Raw genomic sequence first — 22,354 nt, forward strand, 5'->3', positions numbered from 1 at the left:
CATGAGCGTTACTAACGAGACCTCGCTGGTCGAACGGCTCGCCGCGCGTTTCGGCGACATGCTGACGGTGAAGGTCGAGCGCAACGAGGTCACCGCCGAGGTGTTTCCGCGCGACCTGACCGCCGTCGCCACCGCGCTGCGCGACGAAGCCGGCTTCCGCTTCACCATCGTCATCGACGTGTGCGGTGTCGACTACCTCAGCTACGGCCAGACCGAGTGGGACACCGACACCGCGCACGGCGAAAGCTTCTCGCGCGGCGTCGAAGGGCAGGGCGCAGGCCGCTTCACGTGGGCGGAGCGTCCGCGCAACGTCGAGCAGCCGCGCCGCTACGCCGCGATCATCCACCTGCTGTCGATCGAGCTGAACCAGCGCATTCGCCTGCGCGCGTTCTGCGAAGACGACGCGTTCCCGGTCGTTCCGTCCATCACGCCGATCTTCCCGGGCGCGGACTGGTTCGAGCGTGAGACGTTCGATCTGTTCGGCATCATCTTCGATGGTCACCCCGATCTGCGCCGCATCCTCACCGATTACGGCTTCGTCGGCCATCCGTTCCGCAAGGACTTCCCGCTCATCGGCAACGTCGAGGTTCGCTACGACCCCGAACAGAAGCGTGTCGTCTACGAACCGGTCTCGATCGAACCGCGCGTGCTCGTTCCGCGCACGATCCGTAATGACGCCGATCTCGATCAGGCCAGGGCGGAATCCGCCGATCACTGGCGGGAGAATTAAGCCGTGGAAGAAATTCGCAATTACACGATGAACTTCGGCCCGCAGCATCCCGCTGCGCACGGCGTGCTGCGCCTGGTGCTGGAGATGGACGGCGAGACGATCGTCCGCGCCGATCCGCACATCGGCCTGCTGCACCGTGGCACCGAGAAGCTCGCCGAGTCCAAGCCGTTCAACCAGTCCATCGGTTACATGGACCGCCTCGACTACGTGTCGATGATGTGCAACGAGCACGCCTACGTGCGCGCCATCGAGAACCTGCTGGGTATCGAGGCGCCGGTTCGCGCGCAGTACATCCGCACGATGTTCGACGAGATCACCCGCATCCTCAACCACCTCATGTGGGTGGGTTCGAACGCACTCGATCTCGGCGCCATGGCCGTCTTCCTCTACGCGTTCCGTGAGCGCGAAGAGCTGATGGACGTCTACGAGGCGGTGTCGGGCGCGCGCATGCACGCCACGTATTACCGTCCGGGTGGCGTCTATCGCGACCTGCCGGAGCAGATGTCGAAGTATCGCGAGTCGCCGTGGCACAAGGGCGGCGACCTCAAGCGCCTCAATGCCTGGCGCGAAGGCTCGATGCTCGACTACCTCACCGAGTTCACCAACGACTTCCCGGCGCGCGTCGACGAATACGAGTCGCTGCTGACCAACAACCGTATCTGGAAGCAGCGTACGGTCGGCATCGGTGTGATTCCGCCCGAGAAGGCCCAGGCCTGGGGCATGACCGGCGCCATGCTGCGCGGTTCGGGCATCGCCTGGGATCTGCGCAAGAAGCAGCCGTATGCCGCGTACGCGGACATGGACTTCGATATCCCCGTCGGGGTCAACGGCGACTGCTACGACCGCTACCTGGTCCGCGTCGAGGAGATGCGCCAGTCGAACGCCATCATCAAGCAGTGCGTGGCGTGGCTGAAGGCCAACCCGGGCCCGGTGATGGTGCAGAACTACAAGGTCGCTCCGCCCAGTCGTGAAGAGATGAAAAACGACATGGAAGCGCTGATTCACCACTTCAAGCTCTTCACCGAGGGCTATGGTGTGCCGGCCGGTGAAACCTATGCCGCCGTCGAAGCGCCGAAGGGCGAATTCGGCTGCTACCTCGTGTCCGACGGTGCCAACAAGCCCTTCCGCGTGCATCTGCGCGCGCCCGGCTTTGCGCATCTGTCCTCCATGGACGCGATCGTGAGGGGCCATATGCTCGCCGACGTCGTCGCGATGATCGGCACCTACGATCTCGTTTTCGGCGAAGTCGACCGCTAAGTCGACGGAGTGAACTGAATCATGAAAGCCACCGGTCAATTCGAGCAGGTCAAGGACGTCGATCCCCTCGCCGTGCTCAACGATCACACCCGTCAGCACATCGATCACTGGGTGTCCAAGTTCCCGCCGGATCGCAAGCGTTCCGCGCTGATCCAGTCGCTGATGGCGGCGCAGGAGCAGAACGTCGGTTACCTCACCGACGAGCTGATCACCGCCGTCGCCAAGTACCTCGACCTGCCGCCGATCTGGGCGTACGAAGTCGCGAGCTTCTACTCGATGTTCGAGACGACGCCCGTCGGTCGTAACAACGTCGCCATCTGCACCAACATCTCCTGCTGGTTGAACGGTGCCGAAGGCATCGTGCGTCAGTGCGAGAAGAAGCTGGGCATCAAGACGGGCGAGAGCACCGCCGACGGCCGCATCTACCTCAAGCAGGAAGAGGAATGCCTGGCCGCGTGTGCCGGCGCGCCGATGATGGTGGTCAATGGTCATTACCACGAGAAGCTGACGGCCGAATCGGTCGACGCCATTCTCGACGGTCTGAAGTGAGGTAAGGGCAATGGCTAGCACCACTGGTCCGGTCGGACCCGCACCGCAGGAACACCAGGTCGTCTATACGACGTTGCATTTCGAGAAGCCGTGGGCGCTCGAAAGCTACGAGAAGATGGATGGCTGGAAGGCCTGGCGCAAGATCCTGGCCGAGAAGCCGGATCCCGCCGCGCTGATCGAAGAACTGAAGAAGAGCGCGCTGCGCGGTCGCGGTGGCGCGGGCTTCCCGACCGGCCTGAAGTGGTCGTTCATGCCGCGCACGGCACCCGGCCAGAAGTACATCCTGTGCAACTCGGACGAGTCGGAGCCGGGCACCTGCAAGGACCGCGACATCCTGCGCTTCAACCCGCATGCGGTGCTCGAAGGCCTGGCCATCGCCTGCTACTGCACGGGCTCGACCGTCGCCTACAACTACCTGCGCGGTGAGTTCCATCACGAGCCGTTCGAGCACATCGAAGAAGCCCTGAAGGAAGCCTACGCGGCTGGCCTGCTGGGTAAGGACATCGCCGGCTCCGGCATCGATGTCGACATCTTCAACGCGCTCGGCGCCGGCGCATACATCTGCGGCGAAGAAACCGCGCTGATGGAATCGCTCGAAGGCAAGAAGGGGCAGCCGCGCTTCAAGCCGCCGTTCCCGGCCGGCTTCGGCCTGTACGGTCGTCCGACCACGATCAACAACACCGAGACCTACGCCTCGGTGCCGGCCATCCTGCGCAACGGCGCGGAGTGGTTCCTCAACATCGGCAAGCCGAACAACGGCGGCCCGAAGATCTTCTCGGTGTCCGGCCACGTGGCCAACCCGGGCAATTTCGAGATCAAGCTGGGCACGTCGTTCGCCGACCTGCTGCAGCTGGCCGGTGGTGTGCGCAACGGCAACAAGCTCAAGGCGGTGATCCCGGGCGGCTCCTCGATGAAGGTGCTGCCGGCCGAGAAGATCATGGAATGCACCATGGACTACGACTCGCTGCAGAAGGCGGGTTCGGGTCTGGGTTCCGGTGCCGTGATCGTCATGGACGAGACCACCTGCATGGTCCGCGCCTGCCACCGCATCTCGCGTTTCTACATGGCGGAGTCGTGCGGTCAGTGCACCCCGTGCCGCGAAGGCACCGGCTGGATGCACCGCGTGCTCTCGCGCATCGTCGAAGGCAAGGGCACGGAAGACGACCTGCATCGCCTGAAGGCGATCGCCGGTCAGATCGAAGGTCACACCATCTGCGCCTTCGGCGAAGCCGCGGCGTGGCCGGTGCAGGGCTTCCTGTTCCACTTCTGGCACGAATTCGAATACTACGTGAAGCATGGCCGTTCGATCGTCGACGGTCCGGCTGACACGGTCACCACTGGAGTCGCTGCATGAGTGCGCAGCCCGTAGCCAATGCCGCGCCGGACCTCGTCAACGTCGAGATCGACGGCGTTCCGGTGCAGGTAGCCAAGGGGTCGATGATCATCCAGGCGGCCGACGCCGTCGGTATCGCCATCCCGCGCTTCTGCTACCACCGCAAGCTCCCGATCGCCGCCAACTGCCGCATGTGCCTGGTGGAAATCGAGAAGATGCCGAAACCCGCGCCTGCCTGCGCCACGCCGGTGGGTGAGGGCATGAAGGTCTTCACGCGCTCGGACAAGGCGCTGAAGTCGCAGCGCAACGTGATGGAATTCCTGCTGATCAACCATCCGCTCGACTGCCCGATCTGCGATCAGGGCGGCGAGTGCGAGCTGCAGGACGTCTCGCTGGGTTACGGCCGCTCGGTGTCGCGTTACAACGAGCGCAAGCGCACCGTCGCCGACGAAAACATCGGCCCGCTGATCGCGACCGAGATGACCCGCTGCATCCAGTGCACGCGCTGCGTCCGCTTCACCAGCGAGATCGCCGGCACGTACGAGCTGGGTGGCATGAGCCGCGGTGAAAACCTCGAGATCGGCACCTACATCGGTAAGACCATCGAGAGCGAACTGTCGGGCAACATCATCGACGTCTGCCCGGTCGGCGCGCTTACCAACAAGCCGTTCCAGTTCCAGGCCCGCGCGTGGGAGCTGATCGCGCGTCCGTCCATCGCCTACCACGATGCGCTCGGCTCCAACCTGTGGATGCATACGCGCCGCGGCGAAGTGCTGCGCAACGTGCCGCGCGACAATGAGACGATCAACGAGTGCTGGCTCTCGGACCGTGACCGTTACAGCCATCAGGGCTTGTACGCGGCGGACCGCGTCAAGACCCCGATGGTCAAGCGCAACGGCCAGTGGTCGGCGACGACCTGGGACGACGCGCTGGCTGTCGCCGCCGAAGCGCTCAGGAGCATCTCCGGCGCCGAGCTCGGCGTGCTGGTCAACGGCGCCACGTCGAACGAGGAGGGCGAGCTGATCGTCCGTCTCGCACGCGGTCTGGGCAGTGCCCACGTCGATCACCGCCTGCGTCAGCTCGACTTCGCGGATAATGCGTTCTCGAAGCCGTTCGCCTCGCCGATCGCTTCGATCGACAAGGTCAAGGCCGCGCTGCTGGTCGGTTCGGACCTGCGCCACGAAGTGCCGCTCCTCAACCATCGCCTGCGTCAGGCGGTTAAGAAGGGCGCCAGGGTGTACGCGGTCAATCCGGCCCACTTCAACTTCAACTACCCGCTGGCCGGTGAATCGGTCGCCGCGCCGCACGCGCTGGTGAACGAACTGCTGATCCTGGCCAAGGCGGCCGGCGAGAACGGCGCTTCGGTGCCGGAGTCGCTGGCGTCCGCGCTGAACGGCGTGGAGACGACCGACGCGCACCGCGACGCCTTCAAGGCGCTCGGCGAGAACGCGGTGGTCATCTTCGGCCACGCCGCGGTCACCCATCCGGAAGCCTCGTGGCTGCGTGCCATCGCTCGCTTCATCGCGCAGGCGGCCGGTGCGGCCTTCAACGAAATCCCGGTCGGCGCCAACGCGCTGGGCCTGTCGTCGGTCGGCGTCCTGCCGACCGCTGGCGGTCTGGACGCGCGCGGCATGCTCGCCCAGGCCCGTAAGGGTTACATCCTGTACAACGTCGAGCCGCCGCACGATTTCGCCGATGGCGCACTCGCGCAGCGAGCGATGCATTCGGCGCAGACGGTCGTGGCCTTCGCGGCATACGCCAGCAACGCCCTGAAGGACTCGGCGGACGTGATCCTGCCGATCGGTCTGACGCCGGAAATCGACGCGACCCTGGTCAACGTCGAAGGTACGGCGCAGACCGTCGTCGCCGGTGCGAAGGCACCGGGCGACGCCCGTCCGGGCTGGAAGGTGCTGCGCGCGCTGGGCGGGATGCTCAACGTGGCGGGCTTCGAGTTCGACGACCTCGCCGGTCTGCGTGAAGGGTTCACCGAACGCGCTTCGGAAGTCCGCCAGGTGCTGGGTTCGCGCAACAACGGCGTCTCGCTCTCGCGTCTGGCCACCACGCCGATCTATCGCGGCGACGCCGTGCTTCGCCGTGCCGGTGCGCTCAATGCGCATCCGCTGAACCGTCCCGCCGCCATCCGCATCGGTGCGGAAGAGGCCGGCAAGCTCGGTCTCTCCGATGGCGCCAACGCGCGCATCGGCGACGTCGTCCTGCCGGTGGCTTTCGACGCGGCGGTGCCTGCCGGCGCCGTCTGGATCGAAGCCGCGCATTCCGAAACCGCCATGCTGCCCCCATACGGCGCGGCCATTACCGTGAGCAAGGCGTAAACCATGGCCGATCAACTCTTCGACCACCTGTTGCTGCCGATCCTCTTCATCCTGGCGATCGTGCTGCCGCTGGTCATCGGCGTCGCACTGTACGTCTGGTGGGAGCGCAAGGTGCTGGGCTGGATGCACGTCCGCATGGGGCCGAACAAGGTCGGTCCCGCCGGTCTGCTTCAGGCCTTCGCCGACGTCGTCAAGCTGCTGCTGAAGGAAGTCATCCTTCCGACCAACGCCAACCGTGTGCTCTATTACCTCGCGCCGCTGCTGGCGCTGGTACCGGCGCTCGCCGCGTGGGCGGTGGTGCCGTTCGGTCCGGAAGTCGTGCTCGCCAACGTCAACGCCGGCGTGCTCTACCTGCTGGCCATGACCTCGATGGGCGTGTACGGCATCATCCTCGCCGGCTGGTCGTCCAACTCGCGTTACGCGATGCTCGGCGCCATGCGCGCGGCGGCTCAGGTCATCTCGTACGAGCTGGCCATGGGCATGTCGATCGTCTGCGTGCTGGTGCTCACCGGTAGCCTGAACCTCTCGGCTATCGTCAACGCGCAGGCGGGCAACTTCTTCACCTGGTACTGGCTGCCGCTGCTGCCGGTGTTCGTCGTCTACTTCGTCTCAGGCGTGGCGGAAACCAACCGCGCACCGTTCGACGTGGCGGAAGGCGAATCGGAAATCGTCGCGGGCTTCCACGTCGAATACTCCGGCTCGCCGTTCGCGCTGTTCTTCCTCGCGGAATACGCCAACATGATCCTGGTCAGCTTCCTGACCTCTATCTTCTTCATGGGTGGCTGGCTGTCGCCGTTCCCGGAATCGTGGGGCCTCCTGGGCCACGGCGGTTTCCACTGGCTGTTCATCAAGGCCTTCATCTTCGCCTTCCTGTTCCTGTGGTTCCGCGCGAGCTTCCCGCGCTACCGCTATGACCAGATCATGCGCCTCGGCTGGAAGGTCTTCATCCCCATCACCATCGTCTGGGTCCTCGTCGCCGGCTGCTTGAAGTATTTCGGCTGGGTCCACCTCGGCACGGGAGCCTGATCGCCATGACCCGCGTTATCCATTACCTGAAGAGCCTCCTGCTCCTCGAGCTGTTCGCCGGCATGGGCCTGACCATGCGCTACATGTTCAGCCCGAAGTACACGATGCGCTACCCGTTCGAGCACATCCCCAAGTCGAACCGCTTCCGTGGCCTGCACGCCCTGCGCCGTTACGCCAACGGTGAAGAGCGCTGCATCGCGTGCAAGCTGTGCGAGGCGGTGTGCCCGGCCCTGGCCATCACGATCGACTCGGCTCCGCGGCCGGAAGACGGCCAGCGCCGAACCACGCGTTACGACATCGACCTGTTCAAGTGCATCTTCTGCGGTTTCTGCGAAGAGAGCTGCCCGGTCGACTCCATCGTCGAAACGCACGTGCACGAGTACCACTTCGAACATCGCGGCGAGAACGTGGTGACCAAGGGCCAGCTGCTGGCCATCGGTGACCGCTTCGAGCAGGACATCGCTGCCGCCCGCGCGCAAGACGCGGCTTACCGCTGAGGCGCCCGGAGAACAAGCGATGAATACCGATCTGCTCCAACTCATCTGTTTCTACCTCTTCGCCGGCATATCCGTGATTGCCGCGCTGATGGTCATTACCGTGAAGAACTCGGTCCATGCCGTGCTCTCGCTGGTGCTGACCTTCTTCAGCATGGCCTGCGTCTGGCTGCTGGCCGAAGCGGAGTTCCTCGCCATCGCCCTCGTCGTCGTCTACGTCGGCGCGGTGATGGTGCTGTTCCTCTTCGTCGTCATGATGCTCGACATCAAGCAGGAGGTCGTCCGCGAGGGCTTCATCCGCTACCTGCCGGTCGGCATCATCGTCGCCCTGGTCATGCTGGTCGAAATGCTGGCGATGATCGGCGTCAAGGCCATGCACGCCCATACGCTCGGTCCCAACCCGGCGGGTGAGTCCAACGTCGCCTGGCTGGGCAAGGCCCTGTACACCGACTTCCTGCTTCCGTTCGAGATCGCCGCACTGATCCTGACCGTGGGCGTGGTGGCCGCCGTGGCCCTGACCCTCCGCCAGCGTCTGGGCGTGAAGCATCAGACCGCCTCGCAGCAGGTGGTGGTCCAGGCCACCGACCGCGTCCGCGTGGTCAAGGTCGCCAGCGAAACCATGGCTTCCGTCAGCCCGGCTCCGGCCCCGGTTGTCGATCCGACGCAGGAGAACGCCAAGTGATCACGCTTTCCCATTACATCGTCCTCGGCGCGATCCTCTTCTGCATCGCGGTCGCCGGACTGTTCATCAACCGCAAGAACGTGATCGTGCTGCTCATGGCGATCGAGCTCATGCTCCTGGCGGTGAACACCAACTTCGTCGCCTTCTCGCGCTTTTTCGGCGATGTCGGCGGCCAGGTCTTCGTGTTCTTCATCCTCACCGTGGCCGCGGCGGAATCCGCCATCGGCCTGGCGATCCTGGTCCTGCTGTTCCGTAACCGCAGCACGATCAATGTCGCCGAAATCGACAGCATGAAGGGTTGATCCGATGAGTCTCTCGCTTTCAATCCTGCTGACGATCGCACTGGCGCCGCTGGTGGGCTCGATCCTGGCCGGCCTGTTCGGTCGGGTGATCGGCCGGGCAGGGGCGCACACCGCGACCATCCTCGGTGTCGGCATCTCCTGCGCCCTTTCGTTCTACGTGCTTTACCAGCTGGTCTTCGCCGGTGCGCAGAACTTCAACCAGGACATCTACACCTGGTTCGAGATCGGCAAGTACCACGCGTCGGTCGGCTTCATGGTCGACCGTCTCACCGCCATGATGATGGTGGTGGTGACCTTCGTGTCGCTGCTGGTGCATCTGTACACCATCGGCTACATGGAAGAAGACCCGGGCTATACGCGCTTCTTCAGCTACATCTCCCTGTTCACCTTCTCGATGCTGATGCTCGTCATGAGCAACAACTTCATGCAGCTGTTCTTCGGCTGGGAAGCGGTGGGCCTGGTGTCGTACCTGCTGATCGGCTTCTGGTACAAGCGTCCGACCGCGATCTTCGCGAACCTCAAGGCATTCCTGGTCAACCGCGTGGGTGACTTTGGTTTCCTGCTCGGTATCTCGGCCATCCTGTACTTCATGGGGACGCTGGACTACCAGACCGCCTTCGACCACGCTCCCGAGCTGGTCGGCAAGACGCTGCAGATCACGCAGAACCATGCATGGGACGCCGCGACCGTGATCGGCATCCTGCTGTTCATCGGTGCCATGGGCAAGTCGGCCCAGGTGCCGCTGCACGTGTGGCTGCCGGACTCGATGGAAGGCCCGACCCCCATCTCCGCGCTGATCCATGCGGCGACGATGGTGACCGCCGGTATCTTCATGGTCGCGCGCATGTCGCCGATCTTCGAACTGACCGAGGGTGCGCTTTCCTTCATCCTGGTGATCGGTTCGACCACGGCCTTCTTCACCGGCCTGATCGGTATCGTGCAGAACGACATCAAGCGCGTTATCGCGTACTCGACGCTCTCGCAGCTCGGCTACATGACCGTCGCGCTCGGCGTGTCCGCCTATAGCGGCGCCGTGTTCCACCTGATGACCCACGCCTTCTTCAAGGCGCTGCTGTTCCTCGGCGCGGGTTCGGTGATCATGGGCATGCACCATGAGCAGGACATGCGCTACATGGGCGGCCTGCGCAAGTACATGCCGGTGACGTGGATCACGATGTGGATCGGCTCGCTGGCCCTGGCCGGTACGCCGTTCTTCTCGGGCTTCTATTCGAAGGACGCGATCATCGAGGCCGTCGGCGAGTCGCATCGCTGGGGCGCGACGTACGCTTACTTCTGCGTGATGGGCGGCGTCTTCGTGACCTCGCTGTACAGCTTCCGCCTGCTGTACATGACCTTCCATGGCAAGGAGCGCTTCACCGTCGAGCACAAGGCGCATGGCCACGGTCATGACGCCCATGCCGACCACCACGACGACGCGCACGACGATCACGGCCATCACACGCCGGGCGTTCTCGAGCATGCACCGCACGAGTCGCCGTGGGTCGTCACCGTACCGCTGGTGCTCCTGGCCATTCCGTCCATCCTGATCGGTGCTTTCACGGTCGGTCCGATGCTGTTCGGCGACTGGTTCGGCAAGGCGATCCACGTCAACGAAGCCAACAACGTGCTCGGCGAACTCGGTCACGAGTTCCACGGTGCGCTGGCGGCCGGCCTGCATGGGTTCCTGCAGCCGCCGTTCTGGATCGCGTTCGCGGGCTTCGTGGTCGCCACCTACGTCTACCTGTTCAACCCGTCCGTCGCCGACAAGGCGAAGAACGCGTTGAAGCCGGTGTTCAACCTGCTCGACCACAAGTACTGGATCGATGAACTCTACTTCGCGGTGTTCGCGAAGGGCGGCGTCAAGCTGGGCGAAGGTCTTTCGAAGGTGGGCGATACCGCCATCATCGACGGCGCCATCGTCAACGGCTCGGCCGGCCTCGTACAGCGCATCGCGAGCGGCACCCGTCGCCTGCAATCCGGATTCCTCTTCCACTACGCGTTCGCCATGATCCTCGGTCTTATCCTGCTCCTCGGCGGGTACTGGCTGATCGGGCAATAAGGGAAACGAGCTATATGTCGAATCACTTGCTCAGCCTGCTGATCTGGCTCCCGGTCGTCGGCGCCATTCCGGTGCTGTTGGCCGGCGCCGGTCGTCCGGGTCTCGCCCGCTGGATCTCGCTGCTGGTCGCGGTTGCCACCTTCGCCGCCAGCCTTGCCCTCCTGCCTGCCTACGATGCCTCCACCGGTACGCTTCAGCTCAACGAATCGTTCAGCTGGATTCCGTCACTGGGCATCAACTACTCGCTGGCCGTCGACGGTATTTCCGTCGCGCTCATCGTGCTGACCACCTTCACCCAGATCCTCGTGATCGTGGGAGCCTGGGAAGTCATCCAGAACAAGCCGCACCAGTACATGGCGGCCATGCTGATCCTCGAAGGCATGATGATCGGCGTGTTCTGCGCGACGGACGCGTTGCTGTTCTACGTGTTCTTCGAAGCCATGCTGATCCCGATGTTCATCCTCATCGGTATCTGGGGTGGTCCGCGCCGTGTATATGCCACGCTGAAGTTCTTCATCTACACGTTCTTCGGCTCGATCTTCATGCTGATCGGCCTGATCTACCTGTATCACAAGACCGGCGGCAGCTTCGCCATGGCCGACATGGCCAACGTGCACCTGACGATGGCCGAGCAGAGCTGGCTGTTCTTCGCCTTCCTGCTGGGCTTCGCCATCAAGGTGCCGATGGTGCCGGTACACACCTGGCTGCCCGATGCCCACGTCGAAGCACCTACCGGCGGTTCGGTGGTGCTGGCGGCGGTCATGCTGAAGATCGGTGGCTACGGCTTCCTCCGCTTCAGCCTGCCGATGGTGCCGGACGCGTCGCATCACTTCGCCTGGCTGGTCATCGTCCTCAGCCTGATCGCGGTCTGCTACATCGGCTACATCGCGCTCGTGCAGCAGGACATGAAGAAGCTGGTGGCGTACTCGTCGATCGCCCACATGGGTTTCGTCACTCTTGGTATCTTCATCGCCTTCCTGCTGGTGCGTGAGTCGAACAATGTCGAGGCCGCGCGCCTGGGCATGCAGGGCGCCATGGTCCAGATGATTTCGCACGGCTTCATCTCCGGCGCGATGTTCAGCTGCATCGGCGTGCTGTACGACCGTATGCATACCCGCCAGATCAAGGACTACGGCGGCGTCATCAACGTGATGCCGATCTTCGCCCCGTTCTACGTGCTGTTCGCCATGGCCAACAGCGGCCTGCCGGGCACCAGCGGTTTCGTCGGCGAGTTCATGGTCATCCTGGCCTCGTTCAGTGCCAACCCGTGGATCGCGCTGTTCGCCGCGTTCACGCTGATCATCGGAGCGGCCTACACGCTGTGGATGGTCAAGCGCGTCCTCTGGGGCGACGTCAAGAACAAGCACGTCGCGGAACTGACGGACGTCAACGGTCGCGAGATCTTCATGCTGAGCGCGTTCGCCGCCGGTGTGCTGGTCTTCGGTATCTGGCCGGAGCCGCTGGTCCACCTGATGGATGCCTCGGTTGCTCGGATCGTCGAGCAGCTGGCCATCACCAAAGTCTGAGCGGGAACTATCCATGCCTGGTATCAACGACATCCTGATCCTGCTTCCCGAGGTTTACCTCGTGCTGGCGGCCTGCGTCCTGCTTCTCATGGACGCGTGGCTCTCGCCGGCACAGAAGGGCGCAGTCCACTGGCTTTCCATCCTCGTCCTGGTGATCGGCGCGTACCTCGTCGTCAGCGGCCAGCCGGACACCAGCATCACCGCCTTCAGCGGCATGTTCATCCGCGACGGCGTGGCCGAAGTGCTGAAGGTGTTTTCGCTGCTGATCACCGCGGTGATCTTCGTCTATGCGCGTCCTTACCTTAAGGCACGGGCGATTCCGTTCGGCGAGTTTTACACGCTGACCATCTTCGCCACGGTGGGCATCATGTTCCTGGTGTCCGCCGGTAGCCTGGTGACGGTGTACCTCGGTCTCGAACTGCTGACGCTCTCGTCGTATGCGCTGGTCGCGCTGAACCGCGATTCGCAGCTGTCGTCGGAAGCGGCGATCAAGTACTTCGTGCTGGGTGCGCTGGCCTCGGGCATGCTGCTGTACGGCATGTCGATGGTCTACGGTGCGACCCACAGCCTCGACCTGCATACGATCCACGCCGCCATCGTCAACACCGAGTGGAAGACGCTGCTGCTGTTCGGCCTGGTCTTCATGATCGTCGGCATCGGCTTCAAGCTGGGCGCGGCTCCGTTCCACATGTGGATCCCGGACGTGTACCAGGGTTCGCCGACCGCCGTGACGATCTTCATCGGTTCGGCGCAGAAGCTGGCGGCGTTCGGTATGGCCTATCGTCTGCTGTCCACCGGCATGGGCGATATCGCCGGTGGCGCGACCGGCCTGGCGCCGCAGTGGCAGATGATGCTGGCGACGCTGGCGGTGCTTTCGCTGGCGATCGGTAACCTCGTCGCCATCGTGCAGACCAACCTCAAGCGCCTGCTGGCCTATTCGACCATCTCGCACATGGGCTACCTGCTGCTAGGTCTGGTCAACGCCGGCCCGGAAGGCTACTCGGCCTCGATGTTCTATGCGGTCAGCTATGCGCTCACCAGCGCCGCGGCCTTCGGCATGATCATCGTTCTGTCGCGTTCGGGCTTCGAGTGCGAAGAGATCGACGACCTCAAGGGGCTCAATCAGCGTTCGCCGTGGTATGCGTTCCTCATGCTTCTGGTGATGTTCTCGCTGGCGGGCGTGCCGCCGCTGTTCGGTTTCTTCGGCAAGCTGCTGGTGCTGAAGGCTGCCGTCGACGCGGGCTTCCTCTGGCTGGCCCTGGTCGGCGCCGTGTTCGCGATCATCGGTCTGTACTACTACCTGCGCGTGGTGAAGATCATGTACTTCGACGCACCGGTGGAAGGCACCGACGTGCGTGCCGTCGCCGACGCGCCGTCGCGCTGGGTACTCTCGATCAACGCGCTCGCGCTGCTCGTGCTGGGCTTCACCTGGTCGCCGCTGCTGGCCTGGTGCCAGAAGGCGTTCGCCAGCTGAGGCTGACGTCGCCCGATGAATGACGGAAAAGGCGCGGACCTCGGTCCGCGCCTTTTTTATGCGTCTTTCTCCCACAGGATCGGGTCCCATGGCTGGGACCATCGTGGCGTATCGGGCGGGGAGGCTGGCGAATCAGGGCGGGGTGACGGCCCTGAATGGACGTCGATGCGAACTTTCCCGATTATTTGTTGCAGAACGCTTGCAAGAATCCGGCCATGTCCGTATACTTGCTGACTCTGATGCGGGGTGGAGCAGTCTGGCAGCTCGTCGGGCTCATAACCCGAAGGTCGTAGGTTCGAATCCTACCCCCGCTACCAGTTTTCTAAAAAGGCGCTGACTCTGGTCAGCGCCTTTTTTCTATGCGGCGACGGTACTGTCAGAGAATCCTTGCTGCCGGTGGAGCCCCCAGCCTATTGAATACCAAGTGGCGGCGCGCAAAGTGTCGCTGGGAGGAGCATCGATGGCGACGTTCAAAACGTTTAAGAAAGCGACACTCAAGTTACTCGACTCTCAGTCGAAGGCTGGTCTCGGGTTGAGCACCCAGCAGCGAGTCGATAGCTTGGTCAAACTTGCTCAGAGTTTCGCGCGAGAAGAGGTCGCCACCGCACGCGATCGGGCCATGCGTGTCTCGGGCGATGCCCTGTACGTGCGTGGCAATGCTGGCCTGTACACCTCAGAGGCTGAGGGCAAAAAGGCGATGCAATCGATAGAGCGTCTCCGAAAAAAGTAGGCATTTATATCGGCGGCAAGTTTTTCACAGGGAAGCGCGAACTTGGGCACATCTAGTGGCGCTTCACTAGTAGGGATTTTGCCGCTGCTCGCGGCGGGTTTCATTTTTAACTCAATTTTCTATCGAACGCGCTTTCGACTGGCGCGCGCAGATGGACAGCGGCTGTTTTTCTCATGCGTGATCGCAGGCTTCAGCATCGGCTGCATCGCGTTTGCCATAGCCGCGTCGCTACGGCGACACCTTCCCTCAGAGGGCCCGTTTCGCGAATTGATGGACTGGTTCCACCAGGCAATTCCCGTTCCCTACAGCATGACGTTCCTCGGGGCGATCATGCTCGCAGCGTTTTTTGGGCATGCGGCGAATGGGTACTTGTGGTGGCGGAAACGCCTTAAGGCACCAGCTGATAGCAGGCGTGTAAGCGTGTGGACTTACTGGCGCGAGATGTCCGAGCACGTCACCGCTCTCGATGAGCTGGTTCGCCGTGCTGTCTCTGATGACTCACTCGTCATGATTTGCCTCAAATCGAGGAAGGTCTACTGCGGTCTGATCTCCGGAATTCGTGGGGTGCATGAATCCGCTATGGTGCACATCCAGTTAATTCCGGCGTTCTCCATAACACGAGACAAAGATTCGCTGAAGTTCTTGCCGGAGACTCGAACGGAATACAGGGCATTCTCATTAAAGCGCGCGTTTGATCGAAAAGCGTCGTTGGATAGTGAGATCAGAGACATAGCCAGACTCGTGCGCGTGCTGAGGGCGGTGAGGTCGATGTCGGAGGCATCCCCGGATGAGCCGACTATCGCGGGGGTGAAGAATTATGGTCGCCAATTGATTCGGGAGCGTACCGATCTCGTGGAAAATCTGGCTCGGTACGGTGCACTTCAATCCTTCGATGCTACAGAATGGCTGAAGGTGATCCCAGCCTCCGAGATTGAGTCTGCATCGCTTTATAAAGACGGCGATTTTGACCGATGGTTCTCGACGCCATCGGTTCAGGTCAGCTAGGACAGTACTCCGGTAATCGACCCATTTTTGATGGGCGCCTAAGCGCCTTGCTCGAATGGCGGTAAGCGCACACGCATGAGCTCGCGTGCGAATTGCGCGGAACTCGTGAGGCGACTGATCCGCGCGCGGCGGGATAGCACCTGCCTCAGCCGATCCCGTTTCTCACCGCGAATATCCCTTCGGGATCGTACTTCCGCTTGGCCGCCGCGAGTCGAGGTACGTTCGTCCCCCAGTACGCTTTCTTATAGTCCTTCTGGAAGAAATCACTTTCGGAAAAATACGCGCCCGCACCCGGCGCGACGCGCGTCAGGCGCGCATACGATTTCCGCGTCGCGTCTTCACCTTGCTGCGCCTTCGCATCGTCCCGATGCATGCCGGGCAGCCCCTCGAAGACCGCCGGACCACCGTTCGCAATGATGGCCAGGGCGAAGGCGTCCAGCACGTCGGGATTCATCGCAGTGTCGCGTGCCTGCGCCAGCGTCTCCGCGGAAGCACCGAACAACCCCTTGTTGAAATGCAGCGAGAAGCCCAGCTCGCGTGATGCCTCGACGATCGCCGTGGCCAGTGTCTCCACCTGATTGTCCTGAAGCAGACGCGAAGGCAGCCATGCCGACGTATACGCATGGATGTACGTTCCCACCTGTTCCTTATCGCCCGCCCACATCATGTGATGAGCGGGCGCGCCCGGCCTGTCGTCCGGCACAGCGAAGGTCAGGCCGTACTTCTGGTAGAAAGCGAGGTCCCAGAAGTGCCGCGCCGGCATCGCCTTCAGCCAGAACGGCTTTACCCACGTGTAAGCCGGTCGGCCCGCAACCCACTCCAGGAACGGTTGCCACGCCGCCTTCGCCTCGTCTTCGCTGAGTCCCTGGAACAACATCGAGAGATCGATGTGGCGGTCGCCATGGAATTCGATCTGCTCACCCCAGTGGGGATTGCAGAGGTTCTCGCGAAAGTGTCGAAGTACCTGCGCGACGAGCGCGACGAAGCTCGCATCGCTATCCGCCTCGATGCGTCCGTGGACCCCGCCGATCTGTTCGGGCAAATCGTGCGTGCGGAAGGTGAGGCGGGTGATGACGCCGAAGCTGCCACCGCCACCGCCTTTCAATGCCCAGAACAGCTCGGGATCCTGGAAAGCGTTGACGATGCGGATCTTTCCGTCCGCCGTGACGACCTCCGCCTCCAGCAGGTTTGACGCACCGGTGCCGAAGCCCTTCGAGAGACTGCCAAAGCCGCCGCCGTTGGTGAAACCGGCGCACCCGACGGTCGTGCAGCCGCCGCCCTGGATGTAGCGACCGCCTACCGTGGTTACCGCGTGGTACGCGTCGATCCACATGGCGCCCGCACCGACGTGGGCCGCGGGTACGCCGATAGATCCGGAAGCGGCCCCCTTGGGCACGAAGCTGTCGACCATCTCGACGGTGTTCATCCGGCGAGTCCAGATGAGCAGGGAGTCCGGTGCGTTGGACGCGCCGAGGTAGCTGTGACCGCCGCCACGAACGACCAGGCGCACCCGGCGTCGACGTGCCCAGGCGATGGCCGTGGCGATGTCCTCGGCGCTCTCGGCTGCCAGCACACGGGCGCTGGGCGTCGACGTCCATGCCCGGTAATAGGCGCCGGTCTGCGTAAGGCCCGGCTGATCGCCGACGTAGAATTGGTTGCCGATGTGAGCGAGTGCGTCCTCACGGGTAGCAGGGTCCAGCAACGGGTTCTTCGGAATCGAGAGACGGCCACCCACCTGCCGGTTCAGCGCGTCCCAGTCGGCATCGGTCGGCCAGCCGGATGCTCCGGGTTTCAGCCAGCGACCGCCGCCGGTGACGAAGGCGTCCACCTTGGCCGCGAGGGGCAGCAGGGGCAGGATGAGAGCGGTCTTCAGCAGGGTGCGGCGGTCCATGGTCGGTCTCCTTTGGTTGCCGTCGATCGTGCGCCGCGTGGCCCGTGCTGTCGCGCCTGTTGGGATGAATATCGCCGGTCCGGGGACGAATCGCGGGGTGGCAGGGACGGGCGGGTGGCCGGATTCGCGTAACCATGCCGGGCGTCGCGGCCCACTATCGGGGTGGCGAAGCAGGGCAGGTCTCTTCTGTGCATCCCGGCACCCTTCACGTAATCGCACGTCACGCCCACCCACCGCAGTGGGCGATCGAACTGGACCGCTGGATTGATCTCGCGTTTCTCGCTCTGTGCGTGGGAGCGCTGACCGGTCTGCTCGTCCACACCTATGCCCTGGTCTGTGCACGATGGCGTCGGGAGGGAATCGACGGGGCGCTCGAGCGGGCGAGGGATCGCTATGGGATACGACGGTCTTGACCCCGGGAGCGTCTCATCGATGAAGCAAGTCCCCACGCCGCCAGCGCCGCGATCACCATCCCTCCCACCCAGGGCACATGCACCCCGGCAGCAAACAGCGCGGTGCCGGTCGCGGGCCCGACGGTGTCCTTGATGTCGTTCGCAACCGACACAGCGGCCATGTAGGTCGCACGGTTGCCGTCCTGGGCCATGGCATTGACCGCGGCGGGAACGAGCGGCCCGAATAACATGTCGGCGAAAGCGAAGCCGGTCATCGCGACGATCAGTGTGGTCAAACCGGACGACAGCATGAGCGCCACGAACGCCATCGTCAGCACGACGCCACTGGCGACGATCAGTGTCGATTCCGACGCGTTCCGCGTCATGCGGGTAAGCGGAAACTGGAAGACGACTACGAGCAGCGCGCCATAGGTGAACAGGCTGCCGACACCGGATGGCGTCAGCGTGTGCGCGCCGTGCGCATAGAGAGGAAGCACGGCCTCGATCCAGCTGCTCGACATCTCCAACAGGACGACCCAGGCCAGCAGACCGGCGAGGCGACGATCGCGGAAAGCGGGAAGCAGCGAGGCGAGCCCCTCTTCATCGTTATCGTCATCGTCCGCCAACGAACCGGCGCGGCGCGTCTCCGGCAACGCCAGGGCGACAAGGCAGGCGCACGCGAACAGGGCAACTGCGGATCCGAGAAACACGGTTCCGAGGGAATGCAGGACCAGAACGGCCCCGATGGCCGGGCCGGCGGCGCGCCCGATGTTCGACATCACGCGCGCCAGGGAGAAGTAGGAACGTGTTTTCTCGCCGGGAATGGTGTCCGCGATAACGGTGGCAATCGTCGGATGCAGGACGCTCTCGCTTACGCCGATGAAGAGCAGGACACACGCGGCCTGGAAAACCCCATGCGAAAAATAAAGCATCGCAAATCCAAGTCCGACGCCCAGTGTCGAGCAAAGCAGTACAGGCCGTCGCCCTATACGGTCGGCGATGCCGCCGATAAAAGGTGTCGCGAGAATCTCTCCGCCCGCGTAGCAGCCGAAGAGCACGCCGATCCACGCCACGGGAATACTGGCTTCGCCCTGCGCCCATAAGGCGAAGAACGGCAGCATGGCGCCATCGGCGAATCCAACGAGAAGGAAAAGAAGCAGGGCGATCGATGCCGGCCGCTTTACAACAGACAGGAACGAGAGGTTCCCGGTGAAGCGTTGGGTAAACATATTCACGTCACACACTCCGCGCAGCGAACAGCCGCTCACGGGGAGCCGGTCTGTCCAGATATGCGCGTTGGTTGACGTAAACGCTTACGGCTACGCCCGACGGGGTAGCGGGGAAAATGCTAGCACCTGGCCGTAAAACCGTGCAAGCGTGGCCTGCGCATGCTCGCAGGATCGTGCGAAGATCGGCAGGTGCGCCACGCGCGGCGCGGGAGAACAACGAATGCACGGACGTATGCGGTACGCGGCGGTTCTGAGTTTCCTTTTCATGTCGGCCACGGTCAGGGCCGCGGCGCCTGGTCCGTGTTCGCCCGAGCAACTGCTTGGCCACCCAGTCGATGAGTCAGACACTGCATCCCATCGCAGGTTTCCCGCGCCCCTGATCGACTATCCCTTCGACACGAAAGCGGAGCGATGGGGATTTGATCTGTTGCTCCGGATAGACACGGAAGGGCGCGTAACTTGCTTCAGTACGGGAGCGAATCTGGATGGCGAATCGCCGATGGCGGTTTCCCGGCGCGCGCTCCTGGGGCGACTGGCCCACTGGCGGTATGCGCCCTTCGAAGTCGATGGTGCACCGGTGACCGCCATCGTTTCGGAGACGGTGGCCGAGGTGGAACGTCCTGCCCGTCGCGTTCCGGCTCCGAAAGCGCCACTCGCGGACATTCGAATGTCGCTGTCGCGTGGGCAGTGCTATGGCGCGTGCCCTTCCTATCGGATCGAAGTCCGGGGTGATGGAAGCGTCATCTACGAAGGCGCCGATTACGCCGACGTCTCTGGGCGCCACGCGTATCGCGTGTCACCTGCCGCCGCGGCCGCGCTCGTGCGCCGCATCGAAACGACGAACCTGTGGTCGTTACGACCGGTCTATCATGCACCGGTGACCGACCTTCCGGTCTATAAGGTCACGATCGCCGTGGGTCACGACGTTCATACGGTCGAGGACTTTCTGGGGAGTTACGTGGGCATGCCGCCGGAAGTGGTCGAGTTCGAGCGCGCCATCGACGAGGTCGGGAGGGCGGACAGGTGGATTCATCTCTCCCAGGAAGCGGTCACGACGATGGCGGCGGAGGGCTTCCGTTTCGACTCAGCCGAGGCCGGAGAGATCCTTTTTCGAGCCGTGTCCAATGAGGGATCGCATGATGACGCAGCCATGCGTCGCATGATCGAACTCGGTGCGCCGGTCACGCATACGCTTCCCGACGAAACGCTTGGTTTTCGACCGTATCTGGGTTCCTTGCTGGAGGAGGCCTTGCGTTACGGCCGAATCACTCTGGTGGATCCATTGATCGCCCGGGGTCTTCTGGACACGGCAGGGCGACGGGATCAGGCGAAGATCGACAGTGCGTTTCGCGCCGCGATCCGCAGTGGCGACCTCGCGTCCGTCAAACGCATCTGGGAAGAGCATGCGACCGAGCCGCATCCCTCGCTGACCTTCAGTGACGACGCGGATCACGACGCGGAGGCACGGCGAGTGCCTGTGACATTGCTGCTCAACCACTTCAGTACCGACAAGCGGCGCTGGCAGGGTGAAGCGATTGCGCGCTGGCTCGTCGAGCGCGGTTGCGATCCCAGGGCCGCGGCAGCCGATGGCAATACGCTGCTGCACATCGCGGCGAGTGCCGGGGGCATCGGCATGGTGCGGTATGCACTCTCGGTCGGCATCGCCCCATCGACGCCGGGACGTTATGGGCTGCCCGCACTTGGTGGCGTCGACCGCGAAAATATCGCCATGCTCCTCCTTGAAAAAGGTACGGACCTTTCGGCCATGAACGGTGGACCCGCCTCGTTTCGGAAATATGCTGTCGGGCGACATTGGGTGCAGGTCGTTGCGTGGATCGATGCCATGTCCCCGGCGAAGTGACCGACACCGGCTTCCGGATGCCGGGCTGGGTTGCGCCCGGTGAGGCGTGCGAGTGGCTTTGACCGTCGCGAGGCACGCGGGCTATGACGAGTGACACTTGCTCACCCTCGGCCCACGTCCTAGGTTACTCCCGTACATTCACAAGGAAGACGACATGCGCACCATCTTCAACTTTCTCTGGTTCATCCTCGGCGGCTTCGTCATGGGGCTGGGCTGGTGGCTGGCCGGCCTGATCGCATTCATCACCATCGTCGGCATTCCCTGGGCGCGTGCGTGTTTCGTCATCGGAACGTTCGCCTTCTTCCCGTTCGGCAAGGAGGCGGTCAACCGGCGTGACCTCACTGGGCGCGGCGACATCGGCACCAGCGGCCTCGGCACGATCGGCAACATCATCTGGTTTCTGTTCGCCGGCGTCTGGCTGGCCATCGGACATGTGATGTCCGCGATTGCCTGCTTCGTCACGATCATCGGCATTCCGTTTGCCATCCAGCACCTGAAGCTCGCGGGCATCGCGCTCGCGCCCATCGGTAAGACAGTGGTCAGTATTGAAGTAGCCGATGCATCGAGGCGTGTGCAGGCGGAGGCTTCCGTACTCGGGATGCGCGGCTTCCGCTGAACCGGCGGCTTGCGCCCGGCGTCCTTCGTGCGAATACTCTCCGCCATCAGGGACTCAGGACGGGGACGACATGGTTCGGATGATGCGTTGGATGGGCGCCGCGCTGCTGGCGCTGTGCATGGTGGGATGCAATCAGGATGCGTTGGTCGCGAAGTTCGCGCCCCACCCGCAGTCTGAAATGGCGAAGAAAGCGCTGGACGACTGGCACGCGGGACGCAATGACGCATTGCGTGCCGAGATGGACCCGGCCTTCCGCGATCAGGCGAGCGACAATGCGCTGACCCGGATGACGGATCAGCTGCCGAAAGGCGAGCCGGATGAGAGCAAGCTGGTCGGGTCGAAGTTCTTCTCGCGGGATGGACAGACCCGCTACGACATCACCTACGAGTATCGATTCGCCGAGCGGCGCATGCTCGCTACGGCGACTCTGATGACCCGTGACGGCAAGACCGCGGTGGTCGGCTTGCATGCGTGGATGATCACGGCTGAGCAGGAGCGAGCCGGTGCGTTCACGTTGACGGGGAAAGGGCCGGCACAACTGGCGATGCTGTTTCTGGCTATCGTGCTTCCGTTGTTCTGCCTGGTTGTTTTCGTCATCTGCGTGCGTACGCCAAAATTTCGCTGGAAGCGGACCTGGGCCGTCTTTACCCTGGTTGGCGCGATGACGCTCCGGATGAACTGGGCCACCGGTGACATCCGTCTCTATCCGTTGTCTTTCCAGTTCTTCAGCGCTTCCGCGTTCAGAGACGGCTACGACCCATGGGTCATCGGAATCTCGTTTCCACTGGGCGCCGTGCTCTTCCTGCTGCGCCGCCGGCGTTTATCTTCGACGGTTCCCCCCGAGCCCTTGTGATAAACGAGCACGACA

At 63.2% G+C, this 22,354-nt stretch carries 19 protein-coding genes and 1 tRNA gene; 18 read left to right on the forward strand and 2 right to left on the reverse strand.

Annotated features, from left to right (window positions below; translation table 11 throughout):
• Position 1: 1 nt before the first annotated feature.
• From J2X57_RS13185 to J2X57_RS13255, 15 genes are all read left to right on the forward strand, one after another.
• A complete protein-coding gene (locus J2X57_RS13185) occupies positions 2-730 on the forward strand; it encodes an NADH-quinone oxidoreductase subunit C (RefSeq protein WP_309867755.1) in 729 nt (242 codons plus the stop codon).
• Between the two features lie 27 nt (positions 731-757).
• Entirely contained in the window at positions 758-1,987 is a 1,230-nt protein-coding gene (locus tag J2X57_RS13190) for an NADH-quinone oxidoreductase subunit D (RefSeq protein ID WP_239709167.1), read from the forward strand.
• A 21-nt stretch (positions 1,988-2,008) separates the two neighbouring features.
• Complete coding sequence (nuoE, locus tag J2X57_RS13195) at positions 2,009-2,536, forward strand: NADH-quinone oxidoreductase subunit NuoE (RefSeq protein ID WP_036112204.1); 528 nt, start codon at positions 2,009-2,011, stop codon at positions 2,534-2,536.
• 10 nt (positions 2,537-2,546) lie between these two features.
• Positions 2,547-3,890, forward strand: coding sequence for an NADH-quinone oxidoreductase subunit NuoF (gene nuoF, locus J2X57_RS13200; protein ID WP_036112206.1), 1,344 nt, complete (start codon positions 2,547-2,549; stop codon positions 3,888-3,890).
• On the forward strand, positions 3,887-6,199 hold the full coding sequence (gene nuoG, locus J2X57_RS13205) for an NADH-quinone oxidoreductase subunit NuoG (protein ID WP_309867761.1): 2,313 nt from the start codon (positions 3,887-3,889) through the stop codon (positions 6,197-6,199). The genes nuoF and nuoG overlap by 4 nt, the downstream gene beginning before the upstream one ends.
• 3 nt (positions 6,200-6,202) lie before the next feature.
• Complete coding sequence (nuoH, locus tag J2X57_RS13210; protein ID WP_036112211.1) at positions 6,203-7,225, forward strand: NADH-quinone oxidoreductase subunit NuoH; 1,023 nt, start codon at positions 6,203-6,205, stop codon at positions 7,223-7,225.
• 5 nt (positions 7,226-7,230) lie between these two features.
• Positions 7,231-7,722 (forward strand): NADH-quinone oxidoreductase subunit NuoI, encoded by a 492-nt coding sequence (nuoI, locus tag J2X57_RS13215; protein ID WP_036112213.1) that lies wholly within the window; start codon positions 7,231-7,233, stop codon positions 7,720-7,722.
• Positions 7,723-7,741: 19 nt separating this feature from the next.
• Positions 7,742-8,401 carry an NADH-quinone oxidoreductase subunit J gene (locus tag J2X57_RS13220; protein WP_036112216.1) on the forward strand — a complete coding sequence of 220 codons (660 nt, stop codon included), beginning with the start codon at positions 7,742-7,744 and terminating at the stop codon, positions 8,399-8,401.
• On the forward strand, positions 8,398-8,703 hold the full coding sequence (gene nuoK / locus J2X57_RS13225; protein WP_036112219.1) for an NADH-quinone oxidoreductase subunit NuoK: 306 nt from the start codon (positions 8,398-8,400) through the stop codon (positions 8,701-8,703). Before J2X57_RS13220 ends, nuoK begins: the two co-directional genes overlap by 4 nt.
• A 4-nt stretch (positions 8,704-8,707) precedes the next feature.
• Positions 8,708-10,762: an NADH-quinone oxidoreductase subunit L gene (gene nuoL, locus J2X57_RS13230; RefSeq protein WP_036112222.1), complete on the forward strand. Its 2,055-nt coding sequence runs from the start codon at positions 8,708-8,710 to the stop codon at positions 10,760-10,762.
• 14 nt (positions 10,763-10,776) lie between these two features.
• Positions 10,777-12,288, forward strand: coding sequence for an NADH-quinone oxidoreductase subunit M (locus tag J2X57_RS13235; protein ID WP_309867773.1), 1,512 nt, complete (start codon positions 10,777-10,779; stop codon positions 12,286-12,288).
• A 13-nt stretch (positions 12,289-12,301) separates the two neighbouring features.
• A complete protein-coding gene (gene nuoN, locus J2X57_RS13240; RefSeq protein ID WP_036112228.1) occupies positions 12,302-13,762 on the forward strand; it encodes an NADH-quinone oxidoreductase subunit NuoN in 1,461 nt (486 codons plus the stop codon).
• A gap of 240 nt (positions 13,763-14,002) precedes the next feature.
• Positions 14,003-14,079 (forward strand) — tRNA-Met (locus tag J2X57_RS13245).
• A gap of 143 nt (positions 14,080-14,222) precedes the next feature.
• The gene (locus J2X57_RS13250; RefSeq protein ID WP_036112231.1) at positions 14,223-14,492 is read left to right on the forward strand and encodes a hypothetical protein; all 270 of its coding nucleotides are present in this window, start codon (positions 14,223-14,225) and stop codon (positions 14,490-14,492) included.
• 42 nt (positions 14,493-14,534) lie between these two features.
• Positions 14,535-15,497, forward strand: coding sequence for a DUF6338 family protein (locus tag J2X57_RS13255; protein WP_309867777.1), 963 nt, complete (start codon positions 14,535-14,537; stop codon positions 15,495-15,497).
• Positions 15,498-15,642: 145 nt separating this feature from the next.
• On the opposite strand, the gene J2X57_RS13260 is transcribed toward J2X57_RS13255, so the two are convergent.
• Positions 15,643-17,388 carry an FAD-binding protein gene (locus J2X57_RS13260; protein WP_309867779.1) on the reverse strand — a complete coding sequence of 582 codons (1,746 nt, stop codon included), beginning with the start codon at positions 17,386-17,388 and terminating at the stop codon, positions 15,643-15,645.
• Positions 17,389-17,779: 391 nt separating this feature from the next.
• Positions 17,780-19,009, reverse strand: a complete 1,230-nt coding sequence (locus tag J2X57_RS13265) for an MFS transporter (protein WP_309868080.1) — start codon at positions 19,007-19,009, stop codon at positions 17,780-17,782.
• Positions 19,010-19,508: 499 nt separating this feature from the next.
• Between J2X57_RS13265 and J2X57_RS13270 the strand changes: the two genes are divergently transcribed.
• From J2X57_RS13270 to J2X57_RS13280, 3 genes are all read left to right on the forward strand, one after another.
• Positions 19,509-20,870 (forward strand): ankyrin repeat domain-containing protein, encoded by a 1,362-nt coding sequence (locus J2X57_RS13270; RefSeq protein WP_309867782.1) that lies wholly within the window; start codon positions 19,509-19,511, stop codon positions 20,868-20,870.
• Positions 20,871-21,024: 154 nt separating this feature from the next.
• Positions 21,025-21,486 carry a YccF domain-containing protein gene (locus J2X57_RS13275; protein ID WP_036112241.1) on the forward strand — a complete coding sequence of 154 codons (462 nt, stop codon included), beginning with the start codon at positions 21,025-21,027 and terminating at the stop codon, positions 21,484-21,486.
• 91 nt (positions 21,487-21,577) lie between these two features.
• Positions 21,578-22,339: a hypothetical protein gene (locus J2X57_RS13280; protein ID WP_156128544.1), complete on the forward strand. Its 762-nt coding sequence runs from the start codon at positions 21,578-21,580 to the stop codon at positions 22,337-22,339.
• Positions 22,340-22,354 lie beyond the last annotated feature (15 nt).

The organism is Luteibacter sp. 1214 (genome assembly GCF_031455395.1).
Taxonomy (GTDB): domain Bacteria; phylum Pseudomonadota; class Gammaproteobacteria; order Xanthomonadales; family Rhodanobacteraceae; genus Luteibacter; species Luteibacter mycovicinus.